The following is a 25,238-nucleotide window of genomic DNA, read 5'->3' on the forward strand; positions in this document are numbered from 1 at the left end:
CCGCCGCAGCGACACCGCGGACCGGCGACCACCGCGCAGACCCCGTGGTCACCACGCAGACCGCCGGCGGTCTGCGCGCCGCTCGGCGGTCTGCGCGGTGGCCGCCGGGGCCGAACGCGCGCCGAGCCCCACCAGGTCCTCGCCGGTCAGCCCCGGCCACCCGTGCAGCATCCGCCGCCACTCCCCCGGCACCGCCGACGCCCCGTACCGCGCCCCGAGCAGCGCCCCGGCGATCGCGGCGACGGTGTCGGTGTCGCCGCCCCCGCGCACCGCGGCCTGCAGCCCGTCGACCAGGCCGTCGGTGTGCACGATCGCCGACCACGCCCCCTGCAGCGCCGCCACCACCCACCCGTTCGACGCGGCGAACGCCGACGGGTCGGAGCGCTCCGCCTCGTCGAGCCGGTCCGCCCACGCGGGGTCGACGTGCGGCAGCCCGACCCGGACGTCGAGCGAACCGGTGCGCACGGCGTGGGCGATCGCCAGGCACCACAGCACGCAGGCGTCCCCGGCCTGCGGGTCGTGGTGGGTCAGCGCGGAGACCGCCCGCGCGGCGTCGGCCACGCCGTCCGCGGCCAGCGCGACCGGTGCCGTCCGCATCAGCGACCCGTTGCCGGCGCTGCGCCCGGTCTCGGCGTGCACCTGCGCCGCGCGCTCCCGCAGCCGGGCGGCCGCCCCGCGCCGCGGGATGCCGTGCAGCGGTCCGAGGACGGCGGCGGTCTGCAGCCCCACGTCGGCGGGCCCGGCCGCGTGCCAGGCCAGGAAGCCGTGGGCGACGGCGTCGAGCGCGTCCTCGGAGCGCAGGTCCACCCGCGCGATCACGCACGCCATCTCGGTGTCGTCGCTCCACTGCCCCGGCGCGTAGTTCCCGAGCCCGCCGCCGAGCATCTCGGCCCGCTCCCCCAGCGCGCGGACCCCCGCCTCGTACGGCACGCCGAGCGCGTCGCCGCAGGCCGCGCCGAGCAGCACGCCCGCCCTCCGGTCGGCCGTCATGCCGCCCACTCGTTGATCGCCACCGTGTGCACGTCCCGACCGTGCCAGCGCAGCACCGACACCCGCGGGCCGAGGTCCCGCACGAACCGCCGCGCGTGCCGGCCCAGCGTCGGCACCGGGCGCCGCCCGAGCGCGTCGAGGGCGGCGGCGTGCAGCAGCCCGTCCCAGACGGCGGCGAGCGTCGACGGGGCGTCGAACACCTCCAGCAGGACCGGGCGCCCGGCGATCCCGACGAGCACCCCGCTCTGGAACGGCAGCGGCGAGAGCCCGCTGACCAGCGCGGACGCCGCGTCGTCGAGGTGGCGGACGGTGTCGAACAACGAGTCGCCGTCGCCGTAGACCGCCACGCGCTCCCACACCTCCCGCTGCCCCTTCGCCGTCCGGACCGCGAGCGGCGCCCGCCGACCGTCGCGCGAGTGGACCCCCGCCCCGGACCAGCGCGCCTGCTCGACGCACCGCACCGGCAGCGCGACGGTCGCCCCCGGCTCGACGAGCACCGACCGCGCCGCCACCCGGTCCTGCCGACCCCCCGCCAGCAGCTCCCCCTCCAGCACCAGCGCGGCCCGCTCCCCGCCGTTGTGGACGAGCAGCTCCCCCACCACCGCGTCCGCCCGCTCCGCGACGAGCACCCCGCCGAGCGCGTACCCCGCGTCGGCCACCGCGACGCCGTTGAACACGGGGAACAGCGTCAGCGCGCCCCGCACGACCGGGTTGCCCACGTGGACGTCCATGCCGACCTCCTTCATTAGCGCGATCTAGCGCTAACTAATAAGAGCACAGGTGCGCTAACTTGTCGAGCATGACCTGGCGCGACCCCACCGGCCGCACCCTGGCCGACTACCCGCACCCCTCGGTGGCCGTCGACGTCGCCCTGCTGACCGTCGCCGACGACCGCCTGTGCGTCCTGCTGCACGAGGGCCGCGCGCTGCCCGGCACGTTCCTGCGCATCGAGGAGACCCTGCGCGACGCCGCGCTGCGCGTGCTGCGCGAGAAGGCCGGCGTCAGCGGTGAGGAGCCCCGTCAGCTGGCCGTGTTCGACGATCCCGCGCGCGACGACCGCGGCCGCGTGCTCTCCGTCGCACACGTCGACCTGGTGCCCGCCGACCGCCTGACCGGCGCCCTCACCCCCGTCGACGCCCTGCCGCCGCTCGCCTTCGACCACGCCGCGATCGTCGACGCCGCCGTCGCCTGGGCCCGCGCCGCGCACCGCGACCGGCCCGACCCCCGCGGCCTGCTCGACGAGGAGTTCACGCTCCTGGAGCTGCAGCGGCTGCACGAGGCGGTGCACGGCGGGCCGCTGCCCAAGGACGCGTTCCGGCGCCGGATGCAGGAGCACCTGATCGACACGGGCACACTGAGCCGCGGCACGGTCGGCAAACCCGCTCGCGTCTTCCGCCGCGCGCCCCAGGAGACCCCATGATCAACGACGACGAGCGCATCGCGCTGTTCCTCGACTACGAGAACCTCGCCATCGGCGCCCGCGACGGGCTCGGCGTCATGCCGTTCGACTTCGGTCCCATCGCCGACGCACTGGCAGAGCGGGGGCGGGTCGTCGCGCGCCGGGCGTACGCCGACTGGTCCTACTTCGACGAGGACCGCCGCCTGCTCGCCCGCGCCCAGGTCGAGCTCATCGAGATCCCGCAGCGGCTCGGCGCGTCGCGGAAGAACGCGGCCGACATCAAGATGGTCGTCGACGCGATCGAGATGGCCTTCGAGCGCAGCTTCGTCACGACGTTCGCGATCTGCACCGGCGACTCCGACTTCACCCCGCTCGTGCACAAGCTCCGCGAGCTCGACAAGCGCGTGATCGGGATCGGCGTCGAGTCGTCGACGTCGGCGCTGCTGCCCCCGGCCTGCGACGAGTTCCTGTTCTACGACCGGCTGCCCGGCGTCGAGCCCTCGCAGGCGCCCCGGCGTCCGGCGCGGCGCGGTGGACGCCCCGCGGCGGCGTCGACCCCCGCACCGGCGGCGTCCGAGCCGGTGGTCGAGCCCGTCGTCGACGCGGAGGAGGCCGTGGACGAGCCCGCCGCACCGGCGGAGGAGCGCGAGGTCGGCCCGATCGTCACCACCACCCTCGCCGGGCTGCAGCGCCACGCCGACGGGGTGGTCCTCGCCTCGCGGCTCAAGCGCGCGATCCTGCGCAAGGACCCGACCTTCGACGAGGCCGACCACGGCTTCCGCAGCTTCGGCGAGCTGCTGCGGCACCTGGAGTCCGCGGGCGTCGTCGAGCTGCGGAAGGGATCGGCGCAGGGCGACCCCGAGGTCACCTTCCCGCAGGACGCCTCCGCCGACGACGACGCGTTCCGGCTGCTCGTCGAGGTCGTCCGCGGGTTGCAGGGGCCGCGCTTCCGCCCGCAGCTCAGCGGGCTCAAGGACCAGCTCCGCAAGCGCGAGCCCGGGTTCAGCGAGAAGCGCTACGGCTTCAACACGTTCCTGTCCTTCGCCAAGGCCGCCCGTGCCCGCGGTCTGCTCGCGATGGACTGGGACGAGGACACGGGCGACTACCTGCTCCGCGTCCCCGACGAGTTCTAGCCGGCTACCCCGCCGAGGACAGCCGCGACCGGCGCCGCAGGTCGGCCCGGCGCCGCTGGAACTCCGCGACGAGGTCCTCGCGCGGCGCCGGCACCCAGTGGGTCGTGCGGTCCGCGCCGCGCTGCTCCAGCGCGCCCTCCCCGGTGAGGGTGCCGAGCAGGTGCAGCGCGACGTCCGGTCCGACGCCGAGCAGGTTCCGCACGGCGGCGACGGTCAGGGGCCGGCTCCGCGCGACGTCGAGCAGCGCGGCCCGCTGGGCCGCGGTGGGAGCCGCGGGTCGGGGCTCCTCCGGCTCGGCGCGGTGCGGCCGGGACTCCGGATCGGGGGTGCGCGGACGGGCGGGGGTCTCGGCGAACAGCTCCGCCGGCTCGACCCCCTCCACCGGCCGGTACCGGTGCGGAGGCTCGGCGGACAGGTCGACGGGGTCCGGCCCGGGACGCGACGGCGGCTCGGCGAACAGGTCGACCGGCCGGTCCGGTCCCGGCCCGGCGGGGTGGATCTCGACGGGCTCGCGCTCCACCGGCGGTGTCTCCCACGCCGACCACGACCCGGCCGTCATCGGCTCGACGACGTCGCCCCCGACGGGCGACGGCTCACCGGGAGGCTGCTCCGCGGAACGCGGACCGGACACCGGAAGCACCTCCCCGGGACCGACGAACGACGGCTCCCCCGACCCGACGACCGGCGACCCGACCGGCGGCGGGTCGACCACCTGCGGCGCGGGCGGCGGCGGACCGACCGGCGACCGAACGCCGGGCGGCTCGATCACCGGCGGCTCGACCACCGACGGTTCGACGACCGAGGGCTCGGCCACCGACGGCTCGGCCACCGACGGCTCGGCCACCGACGGACCGACCGGAACAGAGCCGGACCCCGCACCCGACACCGCGGCCCCCGCCGACCGCTCCAGGTCGGCCTCGCCCACCCCGAACAGCTCCTCCACGGCGTCGACCTGCCCGGCCGCAGCCGGAGCCTCGCGAGCCGGGACCTCGCGAGCCGGGACCTCGCGCAGGGCGTGCCGGCCGCTCGGGCGCGGCTCCGCCCCGTCCGCCGAGACGCGCGGCCCGGGCATCCGCACGGTGACGTCCGGTTCGGGCCACCCGGCGTCGGGTGCGGCCGCGTGGTGCACGGGGACGCGGACGGTCGCCGCGTCGCGCACGCCGGGCGCCGAGACGGGAACGGCGGGGACCTCCGGCCCGGGGAGCACCGGCGGGGCGGGCGGGGGGACGGCGACCGGCGGGCGGGCCACCGGCGACGCGGTCGTGGAGGGGACCGCCATCGCGGCCGTCTGCGGCTCCGGAGCGGGTCCGGGGGCGGGCAGCTCGGCCGTCGCGACCGCGTCGACCGGGGGCCGGGGCGCCGCCACCACCTCCAGCACCTCCGTCTCCACCGGCCGCGGCGTCCACACCCCGTCGACGACCTCCCCGAGCGGCGCGATCCCCCGCTCCTCCAGCGCGGCCCACACGGGGGCCAGCGCGGCGTCGGGGTCGAGCAGGTGCACCGACTCGCGGACGCGGACGAACGTCCAGCCGCACCCCGTCAGCTCCTGCTCGCGGGCCAGGTCGGCGGCGCGCTGCTCGGGGGTCGTGTGGAACGCCTCGCCGTCGCACTCCACCGCGACCGTGCCGCCGGCCCCCGTCACGACGAGGTCGATCCGGCGCCCGTTGACCGTCACCTGCGGCAGGACGTGGAACCCCCGCCCGACGAGGTCGAGGAACACGGCCTGCTCGAACAGGGAGTCGAAGCGGTCGTCGCGGCGGTCGGCGCGGACCCCGGACGGCACCGGGGGCAGGTCGTCGGCCCCGGCCAGCACGTGCTCCAGCAGGGAGCGGCGGACGTCGCCGGGCGGGAGGTCCGCCGCGCGGACGGTGTGCACGAGCCAGAGCCGGTCGCGGGCCCGGGACACCGCGAGCGCGTAGTCCTGGGCCGACGCCGGGTGCAGCGGCAGCACGACGGCGTCGCGCTCGTCGCCGCGGAAGTCCTCCGGCGTACCCACGCGCACCCGCGCCCGCACCGCCGGGGCGAGGCGGTCCGCGACCGCCGGGCCGAACCCGGGGTCGTCGCCCGGCACCACCACCCCGACGCTGCGGTCCGGGTGCTCGGCCACGCAGGCGGCCACGGCCTCGACGACGGCCTGCACCTCGTCACCGCGCACGAACGTGCTGCGCAGCGCAGGCGTCCCGTCGGCGACGGCGCGGCGCAGCGGGGCGGGCGGGTCGTCGCGGCCGGGGTCGGGCGACCAGTCGGTGATCGCGGGCAGCCCGCGGAACTGGTCGCGCAGCCGCACGACCGGCCCGAACCGGGTGCGCAGCACGGAGAACAGGCTGCTGCCGGGGCCGAGGGCGGCACGCAGGTACCCGGGCACGTCCGGCAGGGCCGTCTCGACGAGCGGGGGCGCGGGCGCCGCGGGCGGGACGCACTGCCCGTCGTCCCCGACCACCACGACGCGCGGGGCGAGCCACAGCAGGAACGCGCAGGAGGGGTCGAGCCGCGTGGCCTCGTCGACGATCACGACGTCGAACGAGTCGGGCCGGTGCGCGAGCGTCTCCAGCAGGGCCGGGACCGGCAGCACCCACGCGGGCACCGCCGACAGCGCGACCGCCATCGCGTCGCGGGCGCTGCGGCGCAGCGCCTCCGCGGCCTCACCCGTGCCGGCCCGGGCCTGCGTGACGGCGTGCCGGTAGGCCTGCAGGGCCTGGGCCTGCGTGGTGTCGATCCGCGTCAGGCACGCGCGCCAGGCGCGGGCGACGCCGAGCTCGCTGGTCAGCGACCGCAGCACCCCGGTCGCGACGGCCAGCTCCGCGTCCGCCGCCGCGCCTGCGGTGGCCGCGGGCTGCTGGGCCATCCACGCGACGGCCCGGGCCCGCGCCCACGCGGGACCCCACCGCTGCGGGTCGGGGGCGAACCCCGCGGCCAGCTGCGCGGCCAGCTCCGGCGCCGCGCCGCGGACCCGGTCGAGCAGCTCGTCGGCCCGGGTCTGCGCGCGGTGCTCCCGGCGGGCGGTGTCGAGCGCGTGGCCGGCCGCGGTGTACCCGGCGGGGTCGAGGGCGCGCAGGGCGTCGAGCAGCGGGGCGTGCTCGGGCATCCGCTGCGCGGGCGGCACGGCCTCCACCAGCGCCACGGCCGCGTCGACCTCGGCCCGGGCCAGCCGCGCCGCCCGGTGCGCGCGGGCGAGCGCGGCGAGGCAGCCCACCCGCTCCAGGTCGGCGACGGAACCCAGCGCCGGGCGCGCGGGCGGCGGCAGCTCCACGAGCACCCGGCCCACCGCGCCGACGACGGCGTGCAGCCGCTCGACCACCCCGCAGGCCCGGCGCAGGTCGAGCAGGGCGTCGACGGAGTGCGGCCCGTCGGGGATGCCGGTCCGCAGCGGGGCGAACGCCGCGTCGACGCGGTGGGCGATCCGGCGGACGGCGAGGTGGTGCACGGCGGTGACGGCGGCGGCCCGGGTGCGCGGCGGGACCCCGTCGACGAGGACGGCGGTGCCGAGCCGCTCCACCGCGCGCTGCTCGGCGCTGCGGAACACGCGCTTGAGCGCCGCGCCCTGGCCCAGGTGCTCGGCCAGGCGCTCCAGGGCGTGCGCGGCGGCGGGTTCGTCGACGTCGGGGGCCACCTCGACGGGGGCGGCGACCCGCCGCGCGTGCTCCACCGCGGCGTCGACGGCGTCGAGCTCGGCCAGCGCCTCGTGCCAGGTCCGGGACGGCCCCGACGCCAGCAGGGCGTCGGCGGTCGTGCGGGTCCAGCCGGTGGGGTCGGGCAGGGCCCGCAGCGCGGCGGCGGACTCGGCGATCTCGCCGGCCAGCGCCTCCAGCGCGGTCAGCGCCTCGGGCGGGAGCTCGCCGAGCGCCACGACGAGCTCGTCGTCCGGGCCGGGGTGCACGAACGGGCCCCGGTCGACCGCGCCCGCGAGCCGGGCGAAGCCCTCCGGCGACAGCGGGGCGGGCACCGGCAGGCGGTGGCGGCGCTCGCGGTGGCGCGGGGTCTGCTCGCGCAGCAGGTCGAGCAGCTCGGCGAACTCGGCGTCGTCGACGGGCGGCTGGCCGTGCACCGCCCCGGGCACCCAGCCGTCGCGCTCGGCCGTGCTGAGCAGGGTGCGGGCGACCTGCGCGGGAGTGCCGCCGAAGCCGGGCGCGATCTCGGGGTAGACGCGTGCCTCGGCCTCGCGCAGCAGCCCGATCCGGGTCGCCACCTCGTCGCGGGTGCGGGCGGCGTCGGCGCGGCGGGCGGTGAGGTCGGCGATGCGGCGGTCGGCGCGGGCGGGGTCGAACTCGGTGCGCTCGCGGGCCACGCGGGCGACGCCGCCCCCGTCGGCGTCGTCGAGCCCGACGCACAGGTCGCGCAGCCCCTCGGGCAGGCGGTCGCGCAGCACGCGCAGCGACCCGGCGTCGCCGCTGGTGACCAGCACGCGCTTCCCGTCGGCGAGGAGTGCGCCGAGCAGGGCGGCGACGGTGTGGGTCTTGCCGGTGCCGGGCGGGCCCTCGACGACGACACCGGTGTCGGCACCGAGCGCGGCGACGACCCGGGACTGGTCCTCGGTGGCGGCGAACGGGAGCAGCGGTTCGTCGAGGACGGCCGCGGCCCCGCTGCGCTGCAGCCAGGCCGCGCGCTCGGCCGGGGCGACGGCCCGCACGAGCTGGGCGAGCCCGAGCGGCACGGGCCGGCGGACGTCGCGGACGCTGCGGTCGACCTCGTCCCAGCAGCGGTGCAGCGCCACCGCGCCGGTGCGCCGCACGAGCAGCGCCGGGGCGACGGCCAGCACCGGGGACGGACCGGTCGGGCGGGTCCAGCCCGGGTCGAGGGTGCAGGGGGGCCCGGCCCAGCCGCCGAGCAGGTCGACGACGTCCGGGGCGAGCGCGAACGGGCCCGGCTCGCGCGGGGCGGGCGTGCGGTCGTCCTCCCACCGCAGCGGTCCGGTGACGGTGCAGACGAGGTCCCCGGTCGCCGGGTCGGTCCGGACGGCCACGGGCTGGCCGAGCACGTGGACGTGGGTGCCGGACGCGGGCAGGTGCAGCAGGCCCGCGCCGAGCACCAGCTCCCGGCCGGGCAGGGCGGCGAGCCGGGCCAGCTCGCCGACGCGGGCGACCAGCTCCTCCTGGGCGCGGCGGGCCCGCTCGCGGTGCGCCCACGGGCGCCGGACCGCCATCCAGGCGTCGAACGCGTCGCGGACGCCGGGGGCGTCGACGAGGTAGGCGTGCTGGCCGTGCAGCGGCCCGCGGTCGTGCAGGACGGGCGGCTCGAGGTCGTCGCCCGCCGGGCCGAGCCAGCCCGCGACCGCGGCCGGCGCCGAGGGCTCCGGCTCCGCGACGGAGCGTCGCAGCCGGAGCACCTCGGGGCCGTTCCCGACCGGGCAGCGCAGGTCCTCCAGCCAGAGGACGGCGTCGTGCGCGTCGACGTGGCGGACGGGGAGGCGCGCGGGCGGGGCGAGCGCGCGCAGCACACCGACCAGGCGGACCACCTGGTCGCGCACCTGCGCATCCCGCTCCGGCTGCATCGCCACTCCCCCGTTCGCCGCGGCACGATCACGCGACGCGATCGACTATCACCCCAACGGGTGACAGGCGTCGCGGGTTACGGCCGGATCTCAGGCGAAGGTGGCCGCGTCGATCACGAAGCGGTACCGCACGTCGCTGTCGACGACCCGGTCGTAGGCCTCGTCGATGCGCGAGGCGTCGATGACCTCGATCTCGGCGCCCAGGCCGTGCTCGGCGCAGAAGTCGAGCATCTCCTGGGTCTCGCGGATGCCACCGATCATCGAGCCGGCCCAGCTGCGGCGCATCGGGATCAGCGCGAACGCGGGGACCTCGAGCGGCTCGGCGGGCGCGCCCACGTTGACCAGGGTGCCGTTGAGGCCCAGCAGCGACAGGTACTTCTCCATCGGCAGCGGCGCGGACACGGTGTTGACGATCAGGTCGAACGAGCCCGCGAGCTGCTCGAACGTGGCGTCGTCGGAGGTGGCGTAGTAGTGCTGCGCACCGAACTTCCGGCCGTCCTCCTCCTTCGACAGCGTCTGCGACAGCACCGTGACCTCGGCGCCGAGCGCGGCCGCGATCTTGACGCCCATGTGGCCGAGCCCGCCGAGACCGACGATCGCCACCTTCTTGCCCGGGCCCGCGCCCCAGTGCTTGAGCGGCGAGTACAGGGTGATGCCGGCGCACAGCAGCGGCGCGGCCTCGTCGAGCCCGACGCCCTCGGGGATGCCGAGCACGTAGTTCTCGTCGACGACGATCTTCTCGGAGTAGCCGCCGTCGGTGGGCCTGCCGTCGAGGACCCCGCCGTAGGTGCCGACGTTGCCCTTCAGGCAGTACTGCTCCTCGCCCGCCCGGCAGTTCACGCACTCGCGGCAGGAGTCGACCATGCAGCCGACGCCGACGCGGTCGCCCACCCGGTACTTCGTGACCTCGGAGCCGACCTCGGAGACGATCCCGGCGATCTCGTGGCCCGGGACGAGCGGGTAGGTGCCCTCGCCCCACTCGTCGCGGGCGGTGTGGATGTCGGAGTGGCAGATGCCGGCGAACTTGATGTCGATCAGCACGTCACCCGGCTTCAGGTCCCGGCGCTCGATGGTCGTCTTCTCGAACGGGGCCTTGGCGGCGGGGGTGGCGTAGGCGTTGACGGTGATGCTCATGGTTCCGGGGTCCCCGGATCGTGTCGTGCACAACCGAACTGTCGCGACCGTCACGCGTCCCGGACGCGCTCCTCCCGCGACGGCTGCGTCCGCAGCTGGACGGCCACCAGGACGGCCACCGCGGCGGCCCCCAGCACCGCGACGCCGAGCATCGCGGGCCAGCCTCGACGAAGAACGCGAGACCGAGGACCGCCCCGAGCAGGAACGTGCCGACGTAGGCGAGGTCCCGGTCGACGGCCCGCAGCGTCGGCTCGTAGAGGCCCACCGCGAGCAGCAGGAACGACCCCGACAGGCCCGGCAGGACCAGCGCGCAGACCGCCACCGCCGCCGCGGGCGCGACCAGCCACAGCGACGGGTCGTCCAGGTCGCCCGGCGGGAGCCCGGTGATCAGCGCCGTCCCCACCGCGGCGACGACGAGCAGCACCCACTCCCGCACCCCGCGCAGGCCCCCGAGGTCCAGCAGCGGCACCGCGACCGAGGCGGCGACCATGCCGAAGAACAGGGCGGAGGTGCCCACCGGGTGCGCCTCGATCAGCGGGGGCAGCAGGCGCGCGGCCACCAGTACCGCCAGCACCATCCCGGACAGCACGGCGAGCACCAGCGGCCACTCGACGCGGGCCACCTCGGCCCGGGCCCGCGCCCAGCCGAGCCCCCGCGGCACGTCGGTGGTCGCCCGGGCCGCCGACACCAGGTGCGACGCGGCGGAGATCAGCCGCTCGTAGACGCCCACGACGAGCGCGACGGTGCCCCCGCTGACGCCGGGCACGACCTCGACCGAACCGATGGCGACGCCGCGCAGGACATGGGAGAAGCGGAAGGACGACACTGCCCGAAACTACCGATATGACGGAATGAGCCCTCCCTCGGGAGGGGCCGTCGTCACCGGCCTACGGCCGCAGCACCAGGTTCCCGACCTTGCGCCCGGAGTCGACGCGGCGGTGCGCCGCGACGATCCCGTCCAGCCCGACCACCTCGTCGACCACCACGGTCAGCTCCCCCTTCGCCACCCGCTCCAGCAGGTCGGTGAAGTCCTCGGGCCGCTCCGGCGTGACGCCGGAGCGCACCCTCCGGCGGGGCAGCACGGTCTCCCCCAGGCTCGCGACGGCGAGCACCAGCACCCCGTCGTCGGTGAGCAGGCGGCGTCCGGTGGCGGGGTTCAGCGTGCCGACGGCGTCGAGGACGACGTCGAACCGCTCGGTGATCGCGGCCGGGTCCGTCCGCCGGTGGTCGACGACGTGCGCGGCGCCCAGACCCGTCACCAGCTCCGCGTTCGCCCCGCCGCAGACGGCGGTGACGGTCGCGCCGGCGTGCGCGGCCAGCTGCACGGCGTTCGTGCCGACGGCCCCCGAGGCCCCGACGACCAGCACCGACTGTCCGCGGCGGACGTCCCGGAGGAGGTGCAGCGCCGTGGTGCCGCCGAACAGCACGCCCGCGGCGTCCTCGTGCGAGACCTCCGCGGGCTTGCGCACGACCTTCCTGGCCGTGACGAGCTCCGCGTGCGCGCCCAGCCTCGCCCCCGTCATCCCACAGACCTCGTCGCCGGGCCGGAACGATCCGCCGCCGACCTCCACCACCCCGGAGAACACCACCCCCAGTACCGGCTGCCGCGGCCTGCGGAGGCCGATCGCGAGCCGGGCGAGCGGGCCGAACCCCCGCGGGAAGCGCGCGCCGCGGATCCGCGCGTCGCCGGAGTTCACCGTGGTGGCGACGACCCGCACGAGCACCTCCCCCGCCCGCGGCTCGGGGTCGGGCACGTCGGTGACGCGCACGACGTCCGGTGGGCCGTACCGGGTGACGACCGCTGCCCTCATGGCTTCTCCTTACGCCTGTAAGTCCGTGCTCGGACGGTAGCCTTACAGTCGTAAGCCCGCAAGGAGGTACCCGTGCCCACCCGTCCCGCCCTGAGCCCCGAGCGCGTCGTCGACGCCGCCGTCCGCGTCGCCGACCGCGGCGGCCTCGCGCTCGTGAGCATGCGCAACGTCGGCAGGGAGCTCGGCGTCGAGGCGATGTCGCTCTACCACCACGTCGCCGGCAAGGACGCCCTGCTCGACGCGCTCGCCGATCGCGTCTTCGGCGAGATCGGGCTCCCCGCGCCCGACCGCCCGTGGCGTCCCGCGATGGCCGACCGCGCCGCGTCCGCCCGCGTCGTGCTGTCGGCCCATCCGTGGGCGCTCGGCCTCGTCGAGTCGCGCCGCAACCCCGGGCCCGCACTGCTGCGCCACCACGACGCCGTGCTGGGGTGCCTGCGCCGCAACGGGTTCACCGTCGCGATGGCCGCGCACGCGTACTCCGTCCTGGACGCCTACGTCTACGGGTTCGTGCTCACCGAGGTCAACCTGCCCTTCGAGCCCGGCGAGGGCCCCGACGAGTTCGTCGAGGCGCTGAACCTGCCCGTCGACGCCTACCCGCACCTCGCCGAGATGGTGGCCGAGCACGTGCGGGGCCGGGACTACGCCTACGCCCACGAGTTCGAGTACGGCCTCGAGCTGATCCTCGACGGACTCGCCGCGCGGGCGGGGACGTAGGGCGCGCGGGCACGTAGGGTCGGGCCCCGTGGACGCACTGGCATCGGTCGACGGCGTGATCGGCCCGGCCGCGACGGCGACGATCCCGGTCACCGACGACGGGCTGCTGCGCGGCGACGGCGTGTTCGAGGTCGCCCGGCTCTACGCGGGCCGCCCGTTCGCCTGGGACGAGCACGTGGCCCGGCTGCGGCTCTCGGCGGCGAACATCCGCCTGGAGTTCGACCTCGACGCCGCGCTCGCCGAGGTCGACGCCCTGCTCGACCGCGCGGGGGCCGTCGACGGGACCGTGCGCCTGCTCGTCACCCGCGGCGGGCGGCGGGTGGTCGTGCTCGCCCCGCCCCCGGACATCGCCCCGACCATCGCGCTCGGCACGGTCGAGTACGCGCCCACCCGGGTGCTCGACGCGGTGAAGTCGCTGTCCTACGCGGCCAACATGCACGCGTCGCGGCTGGCACGGGAGGCGGGCGCGGGCGAGGCCCTGCTCGTCACCCCCGACGGGACCGTCCTGGAGGGTCCGACCTCGGCGTTCTTCTACGCCGTCGACGGCAGGCTGCACACCCCGCCGCTCGCCGACCACGTGCTCGACTCGATCACCCGCCGGCACGTCGTCGCCGTCACCGGCACGACGGAGCGCCGCCTGGCCCGCGACGAGCTGGGCCGGCTCGACGAGGCGTTCCTCGCCTCCACCACCCGCGAGGTCCAGCCGGTCTCCGCGATCGACGGCCACGACCTGCCCGCCGCACCCGGTCCGCTCACCGCCGCCGCGGCCGACGCCTTCCGCCGGTACGTGCGCGCCGCTACGGCGCCAGCAGCGCGTCGATCTGGTTGATCGCGCTCGACGCCCCCTCGACGACGCCCATGTCGAGCACCGTCTGCAGGGCGTCGGCGCTCGGGTAGGTGCCGACGTAGGTCGCGCGCGTGCCGCCGTCGTGCGCGGCGAAGCGGTACTCGTTGTGCGACACGGGCAGGGCGGGGTTGGGCGTGAAGTCCTCGTGGGCGAAGCCGTCGTCGAAGGTGAAGCCGGTCGGCTCGTCGACGGTGGCGATCTCCCAGTAGCCGGCGTACTTCTCGCCCTCCGGGCTGGTCATGTAGTAGGTCATCCGGCCGCCGGGGCGCAGGTCGTGGTCGACGACGGTGGCCGGGTACGACGGCGGGCCCCACACGCGCTCGAGCTGGCGCGGGTCGGCGTAGACCTGCCAGACGCGCTCGACCGGGGCCGCGAACTCCGCGACGATCGTCAGGGTCAGGGTGTCCATGTCGTGCGAGACGTCGGTGACGGGCATGTCAGCTCTCCTCGTTGTCGGTGGTGTCGTCGGCGGCGATCAGTTCGTCGATGCGGGAGATGCGGCCGCGCCAGACGTGCTCCAGCTCGGTGAGCATCGAGCCCACCGACCGCACGGCCGCCACGTCGCCGCTGGCCAGCTGCTCGCGCCCGTTGCGGCGCTTGGTGATCAGCCCGGCCCTCTCCAGCACGGCGACGTGCTTCTGCACCGCGGCGAAGCTCATCTCGTACCCCGCCGCGAGCGCGGAGACCGAGTGCTCCCCGGCCAGCACGCGGCGCAGGATGTCGCGCCGGGTGCGGTCGGCGAGGGCGTGGAACAGGGCGTCCGCCCGGTCCTCGTCGTCCTCGGCCATGCGACAAACATACAACCAATCGGTTGTATGTCAAGGACGTCGTAGCCTGACCGCCGTGCAGCTGACGAAGGGCGCCAACACCGCACTGCCGCCCACCCGCGAGGTGACCGTGACCTGCGGCTGGGCGTCCCTCCCCGGTCTCGAGGCCGACCTCTCGGCGCTCCTGCTCGCCGCGGGGCGCGTGCGCGGTGACGCCGACTTCGTCTTCTACAACCAGCCCTCCTCCGCCGACCGCAGCGTCGTCCACGCCGGGAAGCGGGCGGGTGCCGCGGTGACCGACCGGATCGTCGTCGACCTGGGCGGCCTGCCCGGGGCCGTGGACGCGGTCGTGTTCGCCGTCAGCGTCGACGGGGGTGCGCTGGCCGAGCTCGGGCCGGTGCACGCGACCGTCGGCAACGGCCCGGGCGCGCCGCTCGCCTCGTTCGTGATGGACGGGCTGGACGCCGAGACCGCGGCCGTCGCCGTGGAGCTGTACCGCCGCGGGGCGCAGTGGAAGGTGCGGGCCGTCGGCCAGGGCTACCGCGACGGGCTGGCGGGGCTGGCGCGCGACTTCGGCGTCGAGATCGACGACGAGCCCCCTCCCCCGCCGCCCGGGATCGACTGGCGCCACCCCCCGGTCCCCGCCGGGTACGAGCTGTAGGAGCACACCGTGGGCTTCTGGCTGCACAAGAGCATCAAGATCCTCCCGGGCGTGCACGTCACGGTGAGCAACGGCGGCGTCAGCTACTCCGTCGGCCCGCGCAACGCCCGCCTGACCCGCCACCCCGGTGGGCGGATCAGCAGCACCGTCGGGCTGGCGCGGATGGGGCTGGTCCACTCCACGACCCTGCGCGAGGCGCGGGCGAACCGGCCCACCCCGCCGCCCGCACCCGCGCCTGTTCCGCCCCCGCCCGCCGCGCAGCCGCCCGACTCACCTGCGCCCGCGCCCACCCCTGCGCCACCCACCTGGGCCCCGTCGCCCGTCGAACCGTCCTGGGAGCGCGACCTCCTCGACGCGCTGACCACCGGCCGCTACGCCGCCGTCGCCCGCGCCCACGGCCGGACCGACCCCGTCGTCCGCCTCCTCGCCGCCGCCCTCGACGGCCTCGCCGAGCCCGATCCCGTCCGCTCGCGCGAGCTGCTCGGCTGGGTGGCCGCCCAGGGCACGACGCCGCTGCACCACCACCCCTTCACCACCCGCCACCTCCGCGACCGGACGTGGCCGGTCCAGATCGCCCACGGCGCCACCGCCTACCTCGGGATCGCGAACGACGTCGTCCTGCTGGCCGTCGCCGAGCTGCACCAGGCGGCGGGTGACCTGGACGCTGCGATCTGGACGGTCGAGCAGGCCGAGCCCACCGCCCCCGCCGCCCTGTCCCTCACCGAGCTCTACAGCGACGCGGGTCGGCACACCGACGTCGTCGACCTGACGACCAGCACCGTCAACGCCGACGACGCCACCGCCCTGCTGCTGGTCTTCCGCGGCCGCGCCCTCGCCGAGCTCGGCCACCCCGACGCCGCCCGCGACGCGCTGCAGGGGTCCCTGCGCGTCCCCCGCGCCTCCTCCGTCCGGCACCGGGCCCTGCTCGAACGCGCCCGCGTGGACCTCTCGCAGGGCCGGCGCGACGACGCCCGCCGCGACCTGGAGACGGTCCTGCACGAGGACCCCGTCTTCCCCGGCCTCGCCGCGGCCCTGCAGGAGATCCGATGACCTGGACCGCGCAGGAGTGCGCCGACGCGTGGGGCGTCAAGATCGGGACCTGGCACGGCTACGTCTCCCGTGGCCAGGCCCCCGCCCCGCTCGCCGACGGCCGGACCTGGGATCCCGACGCCGTCCGCACCTTCCGCCGCCCGGGTGTGGGCCGGTCGCGGACCGGAGCGACTCCCCAGGCCCAGGAGCTCCTCGCGGAGATGGCGCGGGTCGCGGCCGACATCGATGACCTCCGCATCCGCCAGCGCGAGCTGCTGGTCACCGGGAAGCAGGAGGGGCTGGAGGTGCTGGCGATGTCCAGAGCCCTCGGCATCTCCCGCCAGACCGCGGCCAACTGGCTCCGCGACGCCTGACGTCCCCCGATCGGACGAGCAGCCTTCCGACCCTCCGGATGCCCTCCAGGAGCATGAGCTGGAGGCAGGATGTGCCCGATGAGCGGTGAGAGCGTGCGGGCGGAGCGGCCGCGGAGCTTCGCCGAGTTCTGCGTCCTCGCGCGGCCGCGGGTGTGCGCGTCGCTGCGCGCGATGACCGACGGGGACCGCGACGTCGAGGACGTCGTCCAGGAGGCGCTGCTGATCGCCCGGCACCGGTGGGACGAGGTCGGGTCGTACGAGTACCCGGAGGCGTGGCTGGTCCGGGTGAGCCTGCGGATGCTCGTGCGCTGGCGGACCCGTGACCGCTCCCGCATCACGGCGCTCGACCACGACCCGGCCGACACCGACGCCGCGCAGGCGCTCGATCACCTCGAGCGCAGCCACGACCTCGCGGCGGTCATCGCGACGCTGCCGACCCGACAGCGCGAGGTGATCACGCTGTTCTACCGCCTCGACCTCCCGGTCGCCGAGATCGCCAGCGCGCTCGACATGCGGCCCGGCACGGTCCGCAGCCTGCTCGCCCGTGGCCGCGCGACGATCGCCGCCCGCTGGTCCGACGACACCGGGACATCGCGATGACCGGCGCCGAGGCCCGGCTGCGCGCCGCCGCCCACCAGCTCGACGGCGACGTCGACCTCCTCGACTCCTACCAGCGGTTCCTGGCGCTCGAACAGGCTTACGCCGAACGGACGATGCACGACGAGGGGGTCGCGTCGCTGTCGGCCGCGGCCGCCGCAGTGGAGGCGCACTCCGTCGGCGAGTCCGCGGCACGTGCAGGTGACGACGACACGGCCCGCCTGCACCTCGATCTGGCCCACCGGCTCGGCCTCCCCGGGCTCACCCGGCCGGGCGGGCGGGAGAACTGGGAGGGCGTCGACCTCGACACGGTCGCCGACGCCGCCGCAGCAGGCGACCGGGCCGCCGTGGCCGCTCTGCTCACCCGACTGCGCCCGCTCGTCGGACGGTACTGCCGCGCGCGGCTGCAGACCGTTCCGCTGAGCGGTCCGGTCGTCGATCCCGACGACCTGGTGCACACGGTCCTGATGGCCGTCCTCGCCCGGCTGCCCGAGCGTCGGTCAACGTCGGTGACCGGCTTCGCGTTGGCGATCGCCCGTCAGGCCGTCCGTGCCGGTGGACGACAGACCGCGATGCCACCCGGACTCGACGCAGGGCTGCACGAACTCGACGCAGGGCTGCGCGAACTGCCGCTCGACGAGCGCAACGTCGTCGTCGCCCGGGTGGTGATCGGTCGCTCCGCGGCCGAGACGGCGGACCTGCTGGGCATGACGCCCGGGGACGTCAGGATCGCCCAGCACCGTGCGCTGGCCCGGCTCCGGATGCTGCTGAGCGACCCCGGAACCCCGAGCGGTACCCCTTCCGAGCCGTGACGTGCACCGTTCGTCGCTCAGTACTCGTCGTGCCAGTCCCACCAGGCGTACGGCGGGGACTGGGGGTAGCCCTCCGGCGAGTCCTCCCACGCCTCCTGCCGGCCCAGGGCGGTGATGTCGAGGTAGCTCCACGTGCCACCCATCGCCTCGTCCCCGCGGTTGTCGACGAAGTAGGTGCGGTAGACGCTCTCGCCGTCCCGGACGAACGCGTTGGTCCCGTGCCAATGGTCGACGCCGAAGTCGGCGTCGAAGCCGTCGGTCATCGTGAACCACGGCATCGTCCAGCCCATCCGCTCCTTCACCCGCGCGATGTCGGGCTGGGGTGCGCGGGAGGCGAAGACGAGGGTGGTGTCGCGGGCGTGCAGGTGGGCGACGTGCGCGACCTGGTCGGCCACCAGCGAGCAGCCGCGGCAGGCGTGGTCGGGCCAGCCGTGCACGCCTTCCTCCAGGAAGGCGCGGTAGACGATCAGCTGGCGGCGGCCGTCGAACAGGTCGAGCAGGCTCACCCGGCCGTCGGGACCGTCTAACGCGTACTCCTGCTCGACGCGCATCCACGGCATCCGGCGCCGGCGGGCGGCCATCGCGTCGCGGGCGCGGGTCAGCTCCTTCTCCCGCACGAGGAGCGCGCGGCGGGCGGCGTCCCACTCGGCGGCGTCGACGATCGGGGGTCGGGTCATGTCAGCGGGCAGGGTCATCGGGTCCTCCGAGATGGCGGGTCAGGCGGTCGAGGGGGCCGTCCCAGTCGCGGGCCAGTGCGGCGAGGAACTGCTGCGCCACCCGCATCGGGGCCGAGCGCAGCCGGAAGCGCACCCGGCGGCCCTCCCCCGGTTCGGCGGTGACGAGCCCCGCGTCCGCGAGCAGGGCGAGGTGCTTGGCGACGGCCTGCCGGGTGATCGGCAGGCGGGCCGACAGGTCGGTGGCCGTCGCGGGCCCGCCGGAGGCGAGCTCGGCGAGGACGGCCCGGCGGGTCGGGTCGGCGAGGGCGACGAAGACCTGCTCCGCCACCGCCTCGACGTCGCCGCCCTCAGGCGGCATCGAGGTAGCTGACCAGCTCGCCGAGCTCGCTCGCCCAGCCCTGGGTGTTGCCGCCGAACGCGGTGTCGTGGGCCTCGGTGGGCAGCTGCGCGAACCCGCTCTCGACGACGGTCAGCCGCGTGCCGGGACCGTCCTCCACGAGCGTGAACTCGACGTAGGTCCGGCGCGGATCGTCGTCGGGCAGACCGTTGATGTGCCAGGTGAACCCGAACACCGACGGCTCCTCGACGCGCTCCACTCGCATGCGGGCGACGTCTCCGCTGGACCAGGACATCTCTGCCTCACCGCCCGGGCGCAGGTCGATCGTGGCCTTCTCGCCGAACCAGGCGGCGAGACCGTCGGCCGTGGTCAGCGCCGTCCAGACGTCCTCCGGCGGGCGGGCGATCTCGACGGTCCGCTCGATGCGGTCGGGGAATCCCATGACTGCCTCCCTCTATAGCAACTCAACGGTTGCGACCGTATGGCAACCGATGAGTTGCGTCAAGAGGCCACCACCGATGCTGCCCGGAACACCTCCGCCGGCATGGCCCGGTCCAACGACCAGGTGATCGCGATCGGCCGCTCCCCCGAGTGCTCGACGTAGCGGCACAGCCCCAGGCACAGGAACGGGGCCGGGCCCAGGTCGTCGGTCGGCGTCTCCCGCACGAACAGGGCCACGTGGGAGGTCCCGGTCAGGTACCGCTGCCCCGGCCCCGACGCCACCGTGGTGGCGTTGGGCGACTCCCAGTGGAACCGGTCCGGGCTGAAGGCGAAGTCGCGGTACATCGTCGTCGGGGAGAAGTCGCGCTCGGTCTTGCGCAGGTTGACCAGCAGCGCGTCGGTCCCCGTCTCCGGCGCCCACGCCACCCCCTGCGCGTGGCCGTGCGCCTTGCGCGTCAGCGACGCCCAGCCGAGCGCGGCGAGGACCTCCTCGCGGCGGTAGTGCGCGTGGCTGAGCAGCGGGACGTGCAGCAGCCCCTCCCCCAGCGGCCGCGGGACGTGCCGGACGCGGTCGAACTGCATCTCCACCAGCTCCCGGATCTCCGCGCACACCGCGGGATGGCGGCGCAGGTGGGCGAGGCCGTCCTGGTAGGAGGCGTGGCCGCCGCGGTCGGGCCAGAGCAGGAAGAACAGCATCCGGGCCAGGCACTGCTCGCGGGCGGTCAGGTCGTCGTAGGCGGGGCCGTCCGGGTCGGCGAGCGCGGCGTAGACCTCGGCCCGCTCCCGGTCGTCGACGTGGGCGAACGCGACGGCCTTCTTCAGCAGCGCCACCTCGTCCGGCCCGGCGGGGAGGGTGGGCAGGCCCGCGTCGCGCCGCAGACCGGTCCAGGAACCCGACCGGTAGACGTCGACGAGCTCGCGCCCCGACTCCTCCAGGTAGCGGGCCAGCGCGAGGTCGCCGTGCGAGCGGACGTCCGCGACGAGGGCCCGGCGCGTGATCCGCAGCTGCTGGCGCACGTTGTCGAGCACGATCTTCTCGACGACCCGGTCCAGCACCAGCTGCGACCCGGACGGCAGGAACGGGAAGCCGCGCTCGATGTCGTCGACCAGCCCCTTGCGCGTGCTCCCGGTCAGCGCCCGGTAGCGGACGTCGAACCGGAACTCCTGACGGTGCCGGCCGATGAAGTCCAGCACGGTGAGCACCGCCTTGCCGCGCGCCCGGCGCAGGCCGCGCCCCAGCTGCTGCAGGAACACCGTGGCGCTCTGGGTCGGGCGCAGGAACAGGACGGTGTCGATCTCGGGGAGGTCGAGGCCCTCGTTGAACAGGTCGGCTGCGAACAGGCAGTTGACCTCGCGGTTCCGCAGCTTCCGCAGCGCGTCGGCGCGCTCGGCCGCGGGCGTCGAACCGTCGACGGCGAGGCTGGGGATCCCGGCCCGGGTGAACGCCGCGGCCATGTAGCGGGCGTGGGCGACGGAGACGCAGAACCCCAACGCGCGCATGAGCGACACGTCGGTGACCTTGTCCTTCGTCTCTCGCACGATCTTCGCCGCCCGCGCGTCGTTGCCGGTGTACACCGCGTCGAGCGAGGCGACGTCGTACGAGCCGCGCTTCCACCCGACACCGGTCAGGTCGACGTCGTCGGCCACCCCGAAGTAGTGGAACGGCACGAGGAGGTCGGCGCTGAGCGCGTCCCACAGCCGCAGCTCGTAGGCGGTGCGGCCGCCGAACCGGTCGCGGACGTCGGTGCCGTCGGTGCGCTCGGGAGTCGCGGTGAGCCCGAGGAGCTCGCGCGGGGCGAGGTGGTCGAGCAGCCGCCGGTAGGTCGGGGCCTCGGCGTGGTGGAACTCGTCGACGACCACGACGTCGAAGTGGTCGGCGGGCAGCCGGTCCACCCCGTACGCCGCCAGCGACTGCACGCTCGCGAACACGTGCTCCCACCGCTCCGGCCGTTCCCCGCCGACGTGGACCTCGCCGAACGTGCCGTCGGCCAGCACCTCGCGGTACATCCGCCGCGACTGCTCGAGGATCTCCCTGCGGTGGGCGACGAACAGCAGCCGCGCGCGGGGCAGCGTCGTGCGCAGCCGGGCGTAGTCGAGCGCGGCCACCACGGTCTTGCCCGTGCCGGTCGCGGCCACGACGAGGTTGCGGTGGCGGTCGTGTAGGGTCCGCTCCGCGTCCAGCGCGTCGAGGATCATCGACTGGTGCGGGTGCGGGCGGACCTCCAGCCCGGACACCGCGGAGACCTCGATCCGGTCGCGACCCAGGGCGTCGCGCATGCGGTCGTGGTCACGGTCCGGGTCGTAGTCGACGAACGACGGATCGGCCCAGTAGCTGTCGAACGTGCCGGCGAACTTGCGCACGAGGTCGGGCGTGGCGATCGAGGACAGCCGGACGTTCCACTCCAGCCCGTCCACCAGCGCCGACCGCGACAGGTTGCTGCTGCCGACGAACGCGGTGTCGAACCCGGTGTTCCGCCGGAACAGCCACGCCTTGGCGTGCAGCCGCGTCGTCGTCGTCTCGTAGCTGACCTTCACCTGCCCGCCGAACCGGCGGACCAGCGCGTCGACGGCCCGCTGCTCCGTCGCGCCGACGTAGGTCGTCGTGATCACGCGGAACGGGACACCGCGGCGGTGCAGGGCGTCGAGCTGCTCCTCCAGCACGCGGATGCCGGCCCAGCGGACGAACGCGCACAACAGGTCGACGCGGTCGGCCGAGGCCAGCTCGGCCCGCAGCTCCGTCATCAGCGACGGCTCGCCGCGCGCGTTCGTGAGCAGCGCGGCCGAGGACAGCGGCGTGAGCGGGCGCTCCAGCCGGTGCACGCCCGGCGCGGTCTCCCGGCTCAGCGTCACGAGGTGCTCGGCGCTCGTCCCCACCCGCTGCTCCTCGGCGGCGACCCGCCCGAGCAGGTCGTTGACCAGCGCGAGCCGGCGGGCCGGGTCACGCTCCCCCTCCAGCGCCCGCGCGACGGCGCTGCCCACGTGCCGGGCGAGCACGTGCGGCTCGTCGGCCGGGTCGACGACCGCGAAGCGCGGTGTCAGCTCCGCGGACCGGGCCAGGTCCTCGTCCAGCGCCGCGGTGCGCAGGGACTCGTAGACACCCTCGGGGAGCGGCTGCATCACGCCGCACCCTAGAGCCCTCAGCCCCGCGCCCGGTCCAGCGCCGCGCGCAGCAGGTGGGCGAAGACCGCGACGAAGCCGACGGCCAGCACCACCAGGACCCCGAGCACGACCCACACGGCGGGCCCGCCCGGCTGCAGGTGCAGCGCCCAGATCCCGGCCGCGACGGCGAGGGCCGCCATCGGCCAGGCCAGGGTGCCGAGCACCTTCTCCCGGGTGGTCCAGCGGGGGCCGCCCCACAGCATCACGACCCCGGCGACCCACCCCAGCAGCGGGACGACGAACCCGCCGAGCAGCAGGGCCAGCACGGTGAGCACGTCGTAGGCGGTGGAGCCGGTGGTGTCCCGGGCGGGCGGCGGGGCGTTCTCGGCCCGGGCCGCGGCGGCGACCTCCTCCGGGCGGCCCAGCTCGTCGAGGGCCTGGCGGGCGGCCGTCTCGCCGGTGCCCGGCGGGACCGTCTCGGCCAGGTGGGCGCCGATGTTGTCGAGCAGCTCCGCGCGCGGGGCGTCCGCGAGGTCGGCGGTGGCGGCGCGCAGGCGGGCCAGGTAGTCCTCGACCAGCGCGGCGGCCGGGGTGGGGGCGGTCATCAGGCGGGCTCCGTGCGTCGGGTCGTGGTCGGTCATGTGCGTCCCTTCAGCAGTAGTGCGTCCACGGCGGTCTGGAACCGGACCCACTCGCCGCGGAAGGTCTCCAGCGCGGCGCGGCCGTCGTCGGTCAGCCGGTAGTAGCGGCGCGGCGGCCCCGACGGGGACTCCCGCCACGTCGTGTCGACCAGCCCGTCGGTGCGCAGCCGCGACAGCAGCGGGTAGATCGTCCCCTGCCCGGCCGCGAGGGCGTCGTGCCCCGCGAGCTCGGCGACCAGCTCGACGGCGTAGTACTCGCGGAGGTCCAGCAGGGCCAGCACGCAGAAGGCGACGGTGCCGCGGCGCAGCTCGCTCATCGACTTCCGGGTGCGACCTGGTTCCATGCCACACAAGGTACCCGCGCCCACCTGGTACCGCCACCGCCGTCGCCGGGAGGGCAGACTGCACCCGTGACGCACCCCCTCGATCCGCTGTCCGCCGACGAGTTCCGCCAGGTCGCCGCACTGCTGCGCCGTGAGCGCGACGTGGCCCGCCCGACATGGCGGATCGCCGGGATCGAGCTGCGCGAGCCGGCGAAGGCCGCGGTGGCCGCCCACCGCGACGGCGACGACGTGCCGCGCCACGCCCGCGCGCTGGTCTGGGACACCACCACCGGTGTCCCCTACGTCGCGCTGCTCGACCTCACCGCCGACGCCCTCGTCGCCTGGGACGCCCACCCCGGCCAGCAGCCCAACGCGACCGTCGACGAGTGGCACGAGTGCGACGAGACCCTGCGGGCGCACCCCGACGTCGTCGCCGCGCTGGCCGCGCGCGGCATCCCCGACCCGTCGCTGGCCCTGATCGACGTCTGGACCTACGGCGCCGCCCGGCTCCCGGAGGCCTACCGGGGGCGCCGCGTCGGCTGGTGCGACGTGTGGCTGCGCGGGGCGCCCGGCTCCAACCCCTACGCCCACCCCGTGGCGGGGCTGCGGCTGATCGTCGACATGAACACGATGGAGCTGCTGGAGATCGTCGACCACGGCGACCCGGGCCGCCCCGACGTCCAGGGCGAGTACGTCCCCGCCCACATCCCCGGCTACGCCGCGCGCACCGACCGGAAGCCGCTGGAGATCACCCAGCCCGACGGCGTCTCCTTCTCCCTCGACGGCCACGCACTGAGCTGGCAGAACTGGCGGCTGCGGATCGGGTTCACACACCGCGAGGGCCTGGTGCTGCACCAGGTCGGCTGGGCCGACGGCGACACGGTGCGGCCGATCGCACACCGGCTCTCGTTCGCCGAGATGGTCGTCCCCTACCGCGACCCCACCCCCCAGCACGCCGACCGCACCGCCTTCGACATCGGCGAGTGGGGCCTGGGCTTCATGACGACGTCGCTGGAGCTGGGCTGCGACTGCCTCGGCGAGATCCGTTACCTCGACGCCGTCCTGCACGACACCGCGGGCGAGCCGCAGGAGATCCGCAACGCGGTCTGCCTGCACGAGGAGGACAACGGGATCCTCTGGAAGCACGTCGACGGGCAGGCGGGCGCCGAGGTCCGGCGGATGCGCCGCATGGTGATCTCCACGCACGTGACCGTGGCCAACTACGAGTACCTCGTCTACTGGCGCCTCTACGAGGACGGCTCGATCGAGTGCGAGGTGCGCGCCACCGGGATCATGGTGACCACGCCGTTCGTCGGCGAGGCCCCGCCCTACGGCGTGGTCGTCGACCGCGACACCTACGCCCCGATCCACCAGCACTTCATCGTCGCCCGCCTCGACATGGACGTCGACGGGGAGGGCAACACCGTCGTGATGACGGAGACGGCGCAGCCCCCCATCGGCCCCGACAACCCCGACGGCCTCGCGCTGGTGCTGCGCAACGAGCCGATCACCGTCGAGGGGCCGCAGGACTACCGGTGGGAGACCCAGCGCGCGTGGAAGGTCACCAACCCCTCGCGCCGCAACGCCCACGGCAGCCCGGTCGCCTACAAGCTCGTGCCCGGCGCGGCGGTGCCCCCGATGCTCGACCCGGCGTCGTCGGTGTTCGCGCGCGCGCAGGTCATCGGGCACACGCTGTGGGTCACCCCGTTCGACGCCGACGAGCGCTGGCCCTGCGGCGAGTTCGTCAACCAGTCCGCGGTCGACGAGGGGCTGCCGGTCTGGACCGCCCGGCGGCGCAGCGTGGAGGACGCCGACGTCGTGCTCTGGTACGTCTTCGGCATCCACCACGTGCCGCGCGTCGAGGACTGGCCGGTGATGCCCGCCGACACCGTGAGCTTCTGGCTCAAGCCGGCGGGCTTCTTCGACGCCAACCCGGCCCTCGACGTCGCGCCGTCGCACTGACG

24 protein-coding genes are annotated in these 25,238 nt (G+C 75.6%); 10 read left to right on the plus strand and 14 right to left on the minus strand.

What is annotated here, in order from left to right:
- Positions 1-48 precede the first annotated feature (48 nt).
- Both H6H00_RS30165 and H6H00_RS30170 read right to left on the minus strand, forming a co-directional pair.
- On the minus strand, positions 49-990 hold the full coding sequence (locus H6H00_RS30165; RefSeq protein ID WP_185719004.1) for an ADP-ribosylglycohydrolase family protein: 942 nt from the start codon (positions 988-990) through the stop codon (positions 49-51).
- Positions 987-1,721, minus strand: coding sequence for an ARPP-1 family domain-containing protein (locus tag H6H00_RS30170; RefSeq protein ID WP_185719005.1), 735 nt, complete (start codon positions 1,719-1,721; stop codon positions 987-989). Before H6H00_RS30170 ends, H6H00_RS30165 begins: the two co-directional genes overlap by 4 nt.
- A gap of 68 nt (positions 1,722-1,789) precedes the next feature.
- On the opposite strand from H6H00_RS30170, the gene H6H00_RS30175 reads away from it, so the two are divergent.
- Positions 1,790-2,410, plus strand: coding sequence for an NUDIX hydrolase (locus H6H00_RS30175; RefSeq protein WP_185719006.1), 621 nt, complete (start codon positions 1,790-1,792; stop codon positions 2,408-2,410).
- Positions 2,407-3,522 (plus strand): NYN domain-containing protein, encoded by a 1,116-nt coding sequence (locus tag H6H00_RS30180; protein ID WP_185719007.1) that lies wholly within the window; start codon positions 2,407-2,409, stop codon positions 3,520-3,522. The genes H6H00_RS30175 and H6H00_RS30180 overlap by 4 nt, the downstream gene beginning before the upstream one ends.
- Before the next feature lie 4 nt (positions 3,523-3,526).
- On the opposite strand, the gene H6H00_RS30185 is transcribed toward H6H00_RS30180, so the two are convergent.
- From H6H00_RS30185 to H6H00_RS30200, 4 genes are all read right to left on the minus strand, one after another.
- Positions 3,527-9,010: a PDDEXK-like endonuclease domain-containing protein gene (locus H6H00_RS30185; RefSeq protein WP_185719008.1), complete on the minus strand. Its 5,484-nt coding sequence runs from the start codon at positions 9,008-9,010 to the stop codon at positions 3,527-3,529.
- A 90-nt stretch (positions 9,011-9,100) separates the two neighbouring features.
- Positions 9,101-10,144, minus strand: a complete 1,044-nt coding sequence (locus tag H6H00_RS30190; RefSeq protein ID WP_185719009.1) for an NAD(P)-dependent alcohol dehydrogenase — start codon at positions 10,142-10,144, stop codon at positions 9,101-9,103.
- Complete coding sequence (locus tag H6H00_RS30195; protein ID WP_185719010.1) at positions 10,053-10,970, minus strand: DUF368 domain-containing protein; 918 nt, start codon at positions 10,968-10,970, stop codon at positions 10,053-10,055. The genes H6H00_RS30190 and H6H00_RS30195 overlap by 92 nt, the downstream gene beginning before the upstream one ends.
- Positions 10,971-11,031: 61 nt before the next feature.
- Complete coding sequence (locus H6H00_RS30200; protein ID WP_185719011.1) at positions 11,032-11,955, minus strand: NAD(P)-dependent alcohol dehydrogenase; 924 nt, start codon at positions 11,953-11,955, stop codon at positions 11,032-11,034.
- 72 nt (positions 11,956-12,027) lie between these two features.
- Between H6H00_RS30200 and H6H00_RS30205 the strand changes: the two genes are divergently transcribed.
- Both H6H00_RS30205 and H6H00_RS30210 read left to right on the plus strand, forming a co-directional pair.
- On the plus strand, positions 12,028-12,669 hold the full coding sequence (locus tag H6H00_RS30205) for a TetR/AcrR family transcriptional regulator (protein WP_185719012.1): 642 nt from the start codon (positions 12,028-12,030) through the stop codon (positions 12,667-12,669).
- Between the two features lie 28 nt (positions 12,670-12,697).
- A complete protein-coding gene (locus H6H00_RS30210; RefSeq protein WP_185719013.1) occupies positions 12,698-13,498 on the plus strand; it encodes an aminotransferase class IV in 801 nt (266 codons plus the stop codon).
- Here H6H00_RS30210 and H6H00_RS30215 read toward each other — a convergent pair.
- Together H6H00_RS30215 and H6H00_RS30220 are read right to left on the minus strand one after the other, a co-directional pair.
- Entirely contained in the window at positions 13,467-13,952 is a 486-nt protein-coding gene (locus tag H6H00_RS30215; protein WP_185719014.1) for an SRPBCC family protein, read from the minus strand. The genes H6H00_RS30210 and H6H00_RS30215 overlap by 32 nt on opposite strands.
- 1 nt (position 13,953) lies before the next feature.
- Positions 13,954-14,304: an ArsR/SmtB family transcription factor gene (locus tag H6H00_RS30220; RefSeq protein WP_185719015.1), complete on the minus strand. Its 351-nt coding sequence runs from the start codon at positions 14,302-14,304 to the stop codon at positions 13,954-13,956.
- 55 nt (positions 14,305-14,359) lie between these two features.
- On the opposite strand from H6H00_RS30220, the gene H6H00_RS30225 reads away from it, so the two are divergent.
- The 5 genes from H6H00_RS30225 to H6H00_RS30245 all read left to right on the plus strand — a co-directional run bounded on the left by H6H00_RS30225 (position 14,360) and on the right by H6H00_RS30245 (position 17,756).
- Positions 14,360-14,944, plus strand: a complete 585-nt coding sequence (locus H6H00_RS30225) for a TerD family protein (protein WP_185719016.1) — start codon at positions 14,360-14,362, stop codon at positions 14,942-14,944.
- 9 nt (positions 14,945-14,953) lie between these two features.
- Positions 14,954-15,994 carry a DUF4236 domain-containing protein gene (locus tag H6H00_RS32045; RefSeq protein WP_221775721.1) on the plus strand — a complete coding sequence of 347 codons (1,041 nt, stop codon included), beginning with the start codon at positions 14,954-14,956 and terminating at the stop codon, positions 15,992-15,994.
- The gene (locus tag H6H00_RS30235) at positions 15,991-16,347 is read left to right on the plus strand and encodes a hypothetical protein (protein WP_185719017.1); all 357 of its coding nucleotides are present in this window, start codon (positions 15,991-15,993) and stop codon (positions 16,345-16,347) included. Before H6H00_RS32045 ends, H6H00_RS30235 begins: the two co-directional genes overlap by 4 nt.
- Positions 16,348-16,425: 78 nt before the next feature.
- Entirely contained in the window at positions 16,426-16,947 is a 522-nt protein-coding gene (locus H6H00_RS30240; RefSeq protein ID WP_185719018.1) for an RNA polymerase sigma factor, read from the plus strand.
- Complete coding sequence (locus H6H00_RS30245; RefSeq protein ID WP_185719019.1) at positions 16,944-17,756, plus strand: sigma factor-like helix-turn-helix DNA-binding protein; 813 nt, start codon at positions 16,944-16,946, stop codon at positions 17,754-17,756. The genes H6H00_RS30240 and H6H00_RS30245 overlap by 4 nt, the downstream gene beginning before the upstream one ends.
- 17 nt (positions 17,757-17,773) lie before the next feature.
- On the opposite strand, the gene H6H00_RS30250 is transcribed toward H6H00_RS30245, so the two are convergent.
- Genes H6H00_RS30250 through H6H00_RS30275 form a run of 6 tightly spaced genes read right to left on the minus strand, consistent with a single transcriptional unit; the run spans position 17,774 to position 23,295 of the window.
- Positions 17,774-18,433 carry a DUF899 domain-containing protein gene (locus H6H00_RS30250; protein ID WP_185719020.1) on the minus strand — a complete coding sequence of 220 codons (660 nt, stop codon included), beginning with the start codon at positions 18,431-18,433 and terminating at the stop codon, positions 17,774-17,776.
- Between the two features lies 1 nt (position 18,434).
- A complete protein-coding gene (locus H6H00_RS30255; RefSeq protein WP_185719021.1) occupies positions 18,435-18,791 on the minus strand; it encodes an ArsR/SmtB family transcription factor in 357 nt (118 codons plus the stop codon).
- Positions 18,781-19,212 (minus strand): SRPBCC domain-containing protein, encoded by a 432-nt coding sequence (locus H6H00_RS30260; protein WP_185719022.1) that lies wholly within the window; start codon positions 19,210-19,212, stop codon positions 18,781-18,783. Before H6H00_RS30260 ends, H6H00_RS30255 begins: the two co-directional genes overlap by 11 nt.
- 59 nt (positions 19,213-19,271) lie before the next feature.
- Positions 19,272-22,331, minus strand: coding sequence for a DEAD/DEAH box helicase (locus H6H00_RS30265; protein ID WP_344735442.1), 3,060 nt, complete (start codon positions 22,329-22,331; stop codon positions 19,272-19,274).
- A 17-nt stretch (positions 22,332-22,348) separates the two neighbouring features.
- Positions 22,349-22,951, minus strand: a complete 603-nt coding sequence (locus tag H6H00_RS30270) for an HAAS signaling domain-containing protein (protein ID WP_185719024.1) — start codon at positions 22,949-22,951, stop codon at positions 22,349-22,351.
- The gene (locus H6H00_RS30275) at positions 22,948-23,295 is read right to left on the minus strand and encodes a PadR family transcriptional regulator (RefSeq protein WP_185719025.1); all 348 of its coding nucleotides are present in this window, start codon (positions 23,293-23,295) and stop codon (positions 22,948-22,950) included. Before H6H00_RS30275 ends, H6H00_RS30270 begins: the two co-directional genes overlap by 4 nt.
- 66 nt (positions 23,296-23,361) lie before the next feature.
- Between H6H00_RS30275 and H6H00_RS30280 the strand changes: the two genes are divergently transcribed.
- Entirely contained in the window at positions 23,362-25,236 is a 1,875-nt protein-coding gene (locus tag H6H00_RS30280) for a primary-amine oxidase (protein WP_185719026.1), read from the plus strand.
- Positions 25,237-25,238: the final 2 nt, after the last annotated feature.

The organism is Pseudonocardia petroleophila (assembly GCF_014235185.1).
In the GTDB taxonomy this organism is placed as follows: Bacteria; Actinomycetota; Actinomycetes; order Mycobacteriales; family Pseudonocardiaceae; genus Pseudonocardia; species Pseudonocardia petroleophila.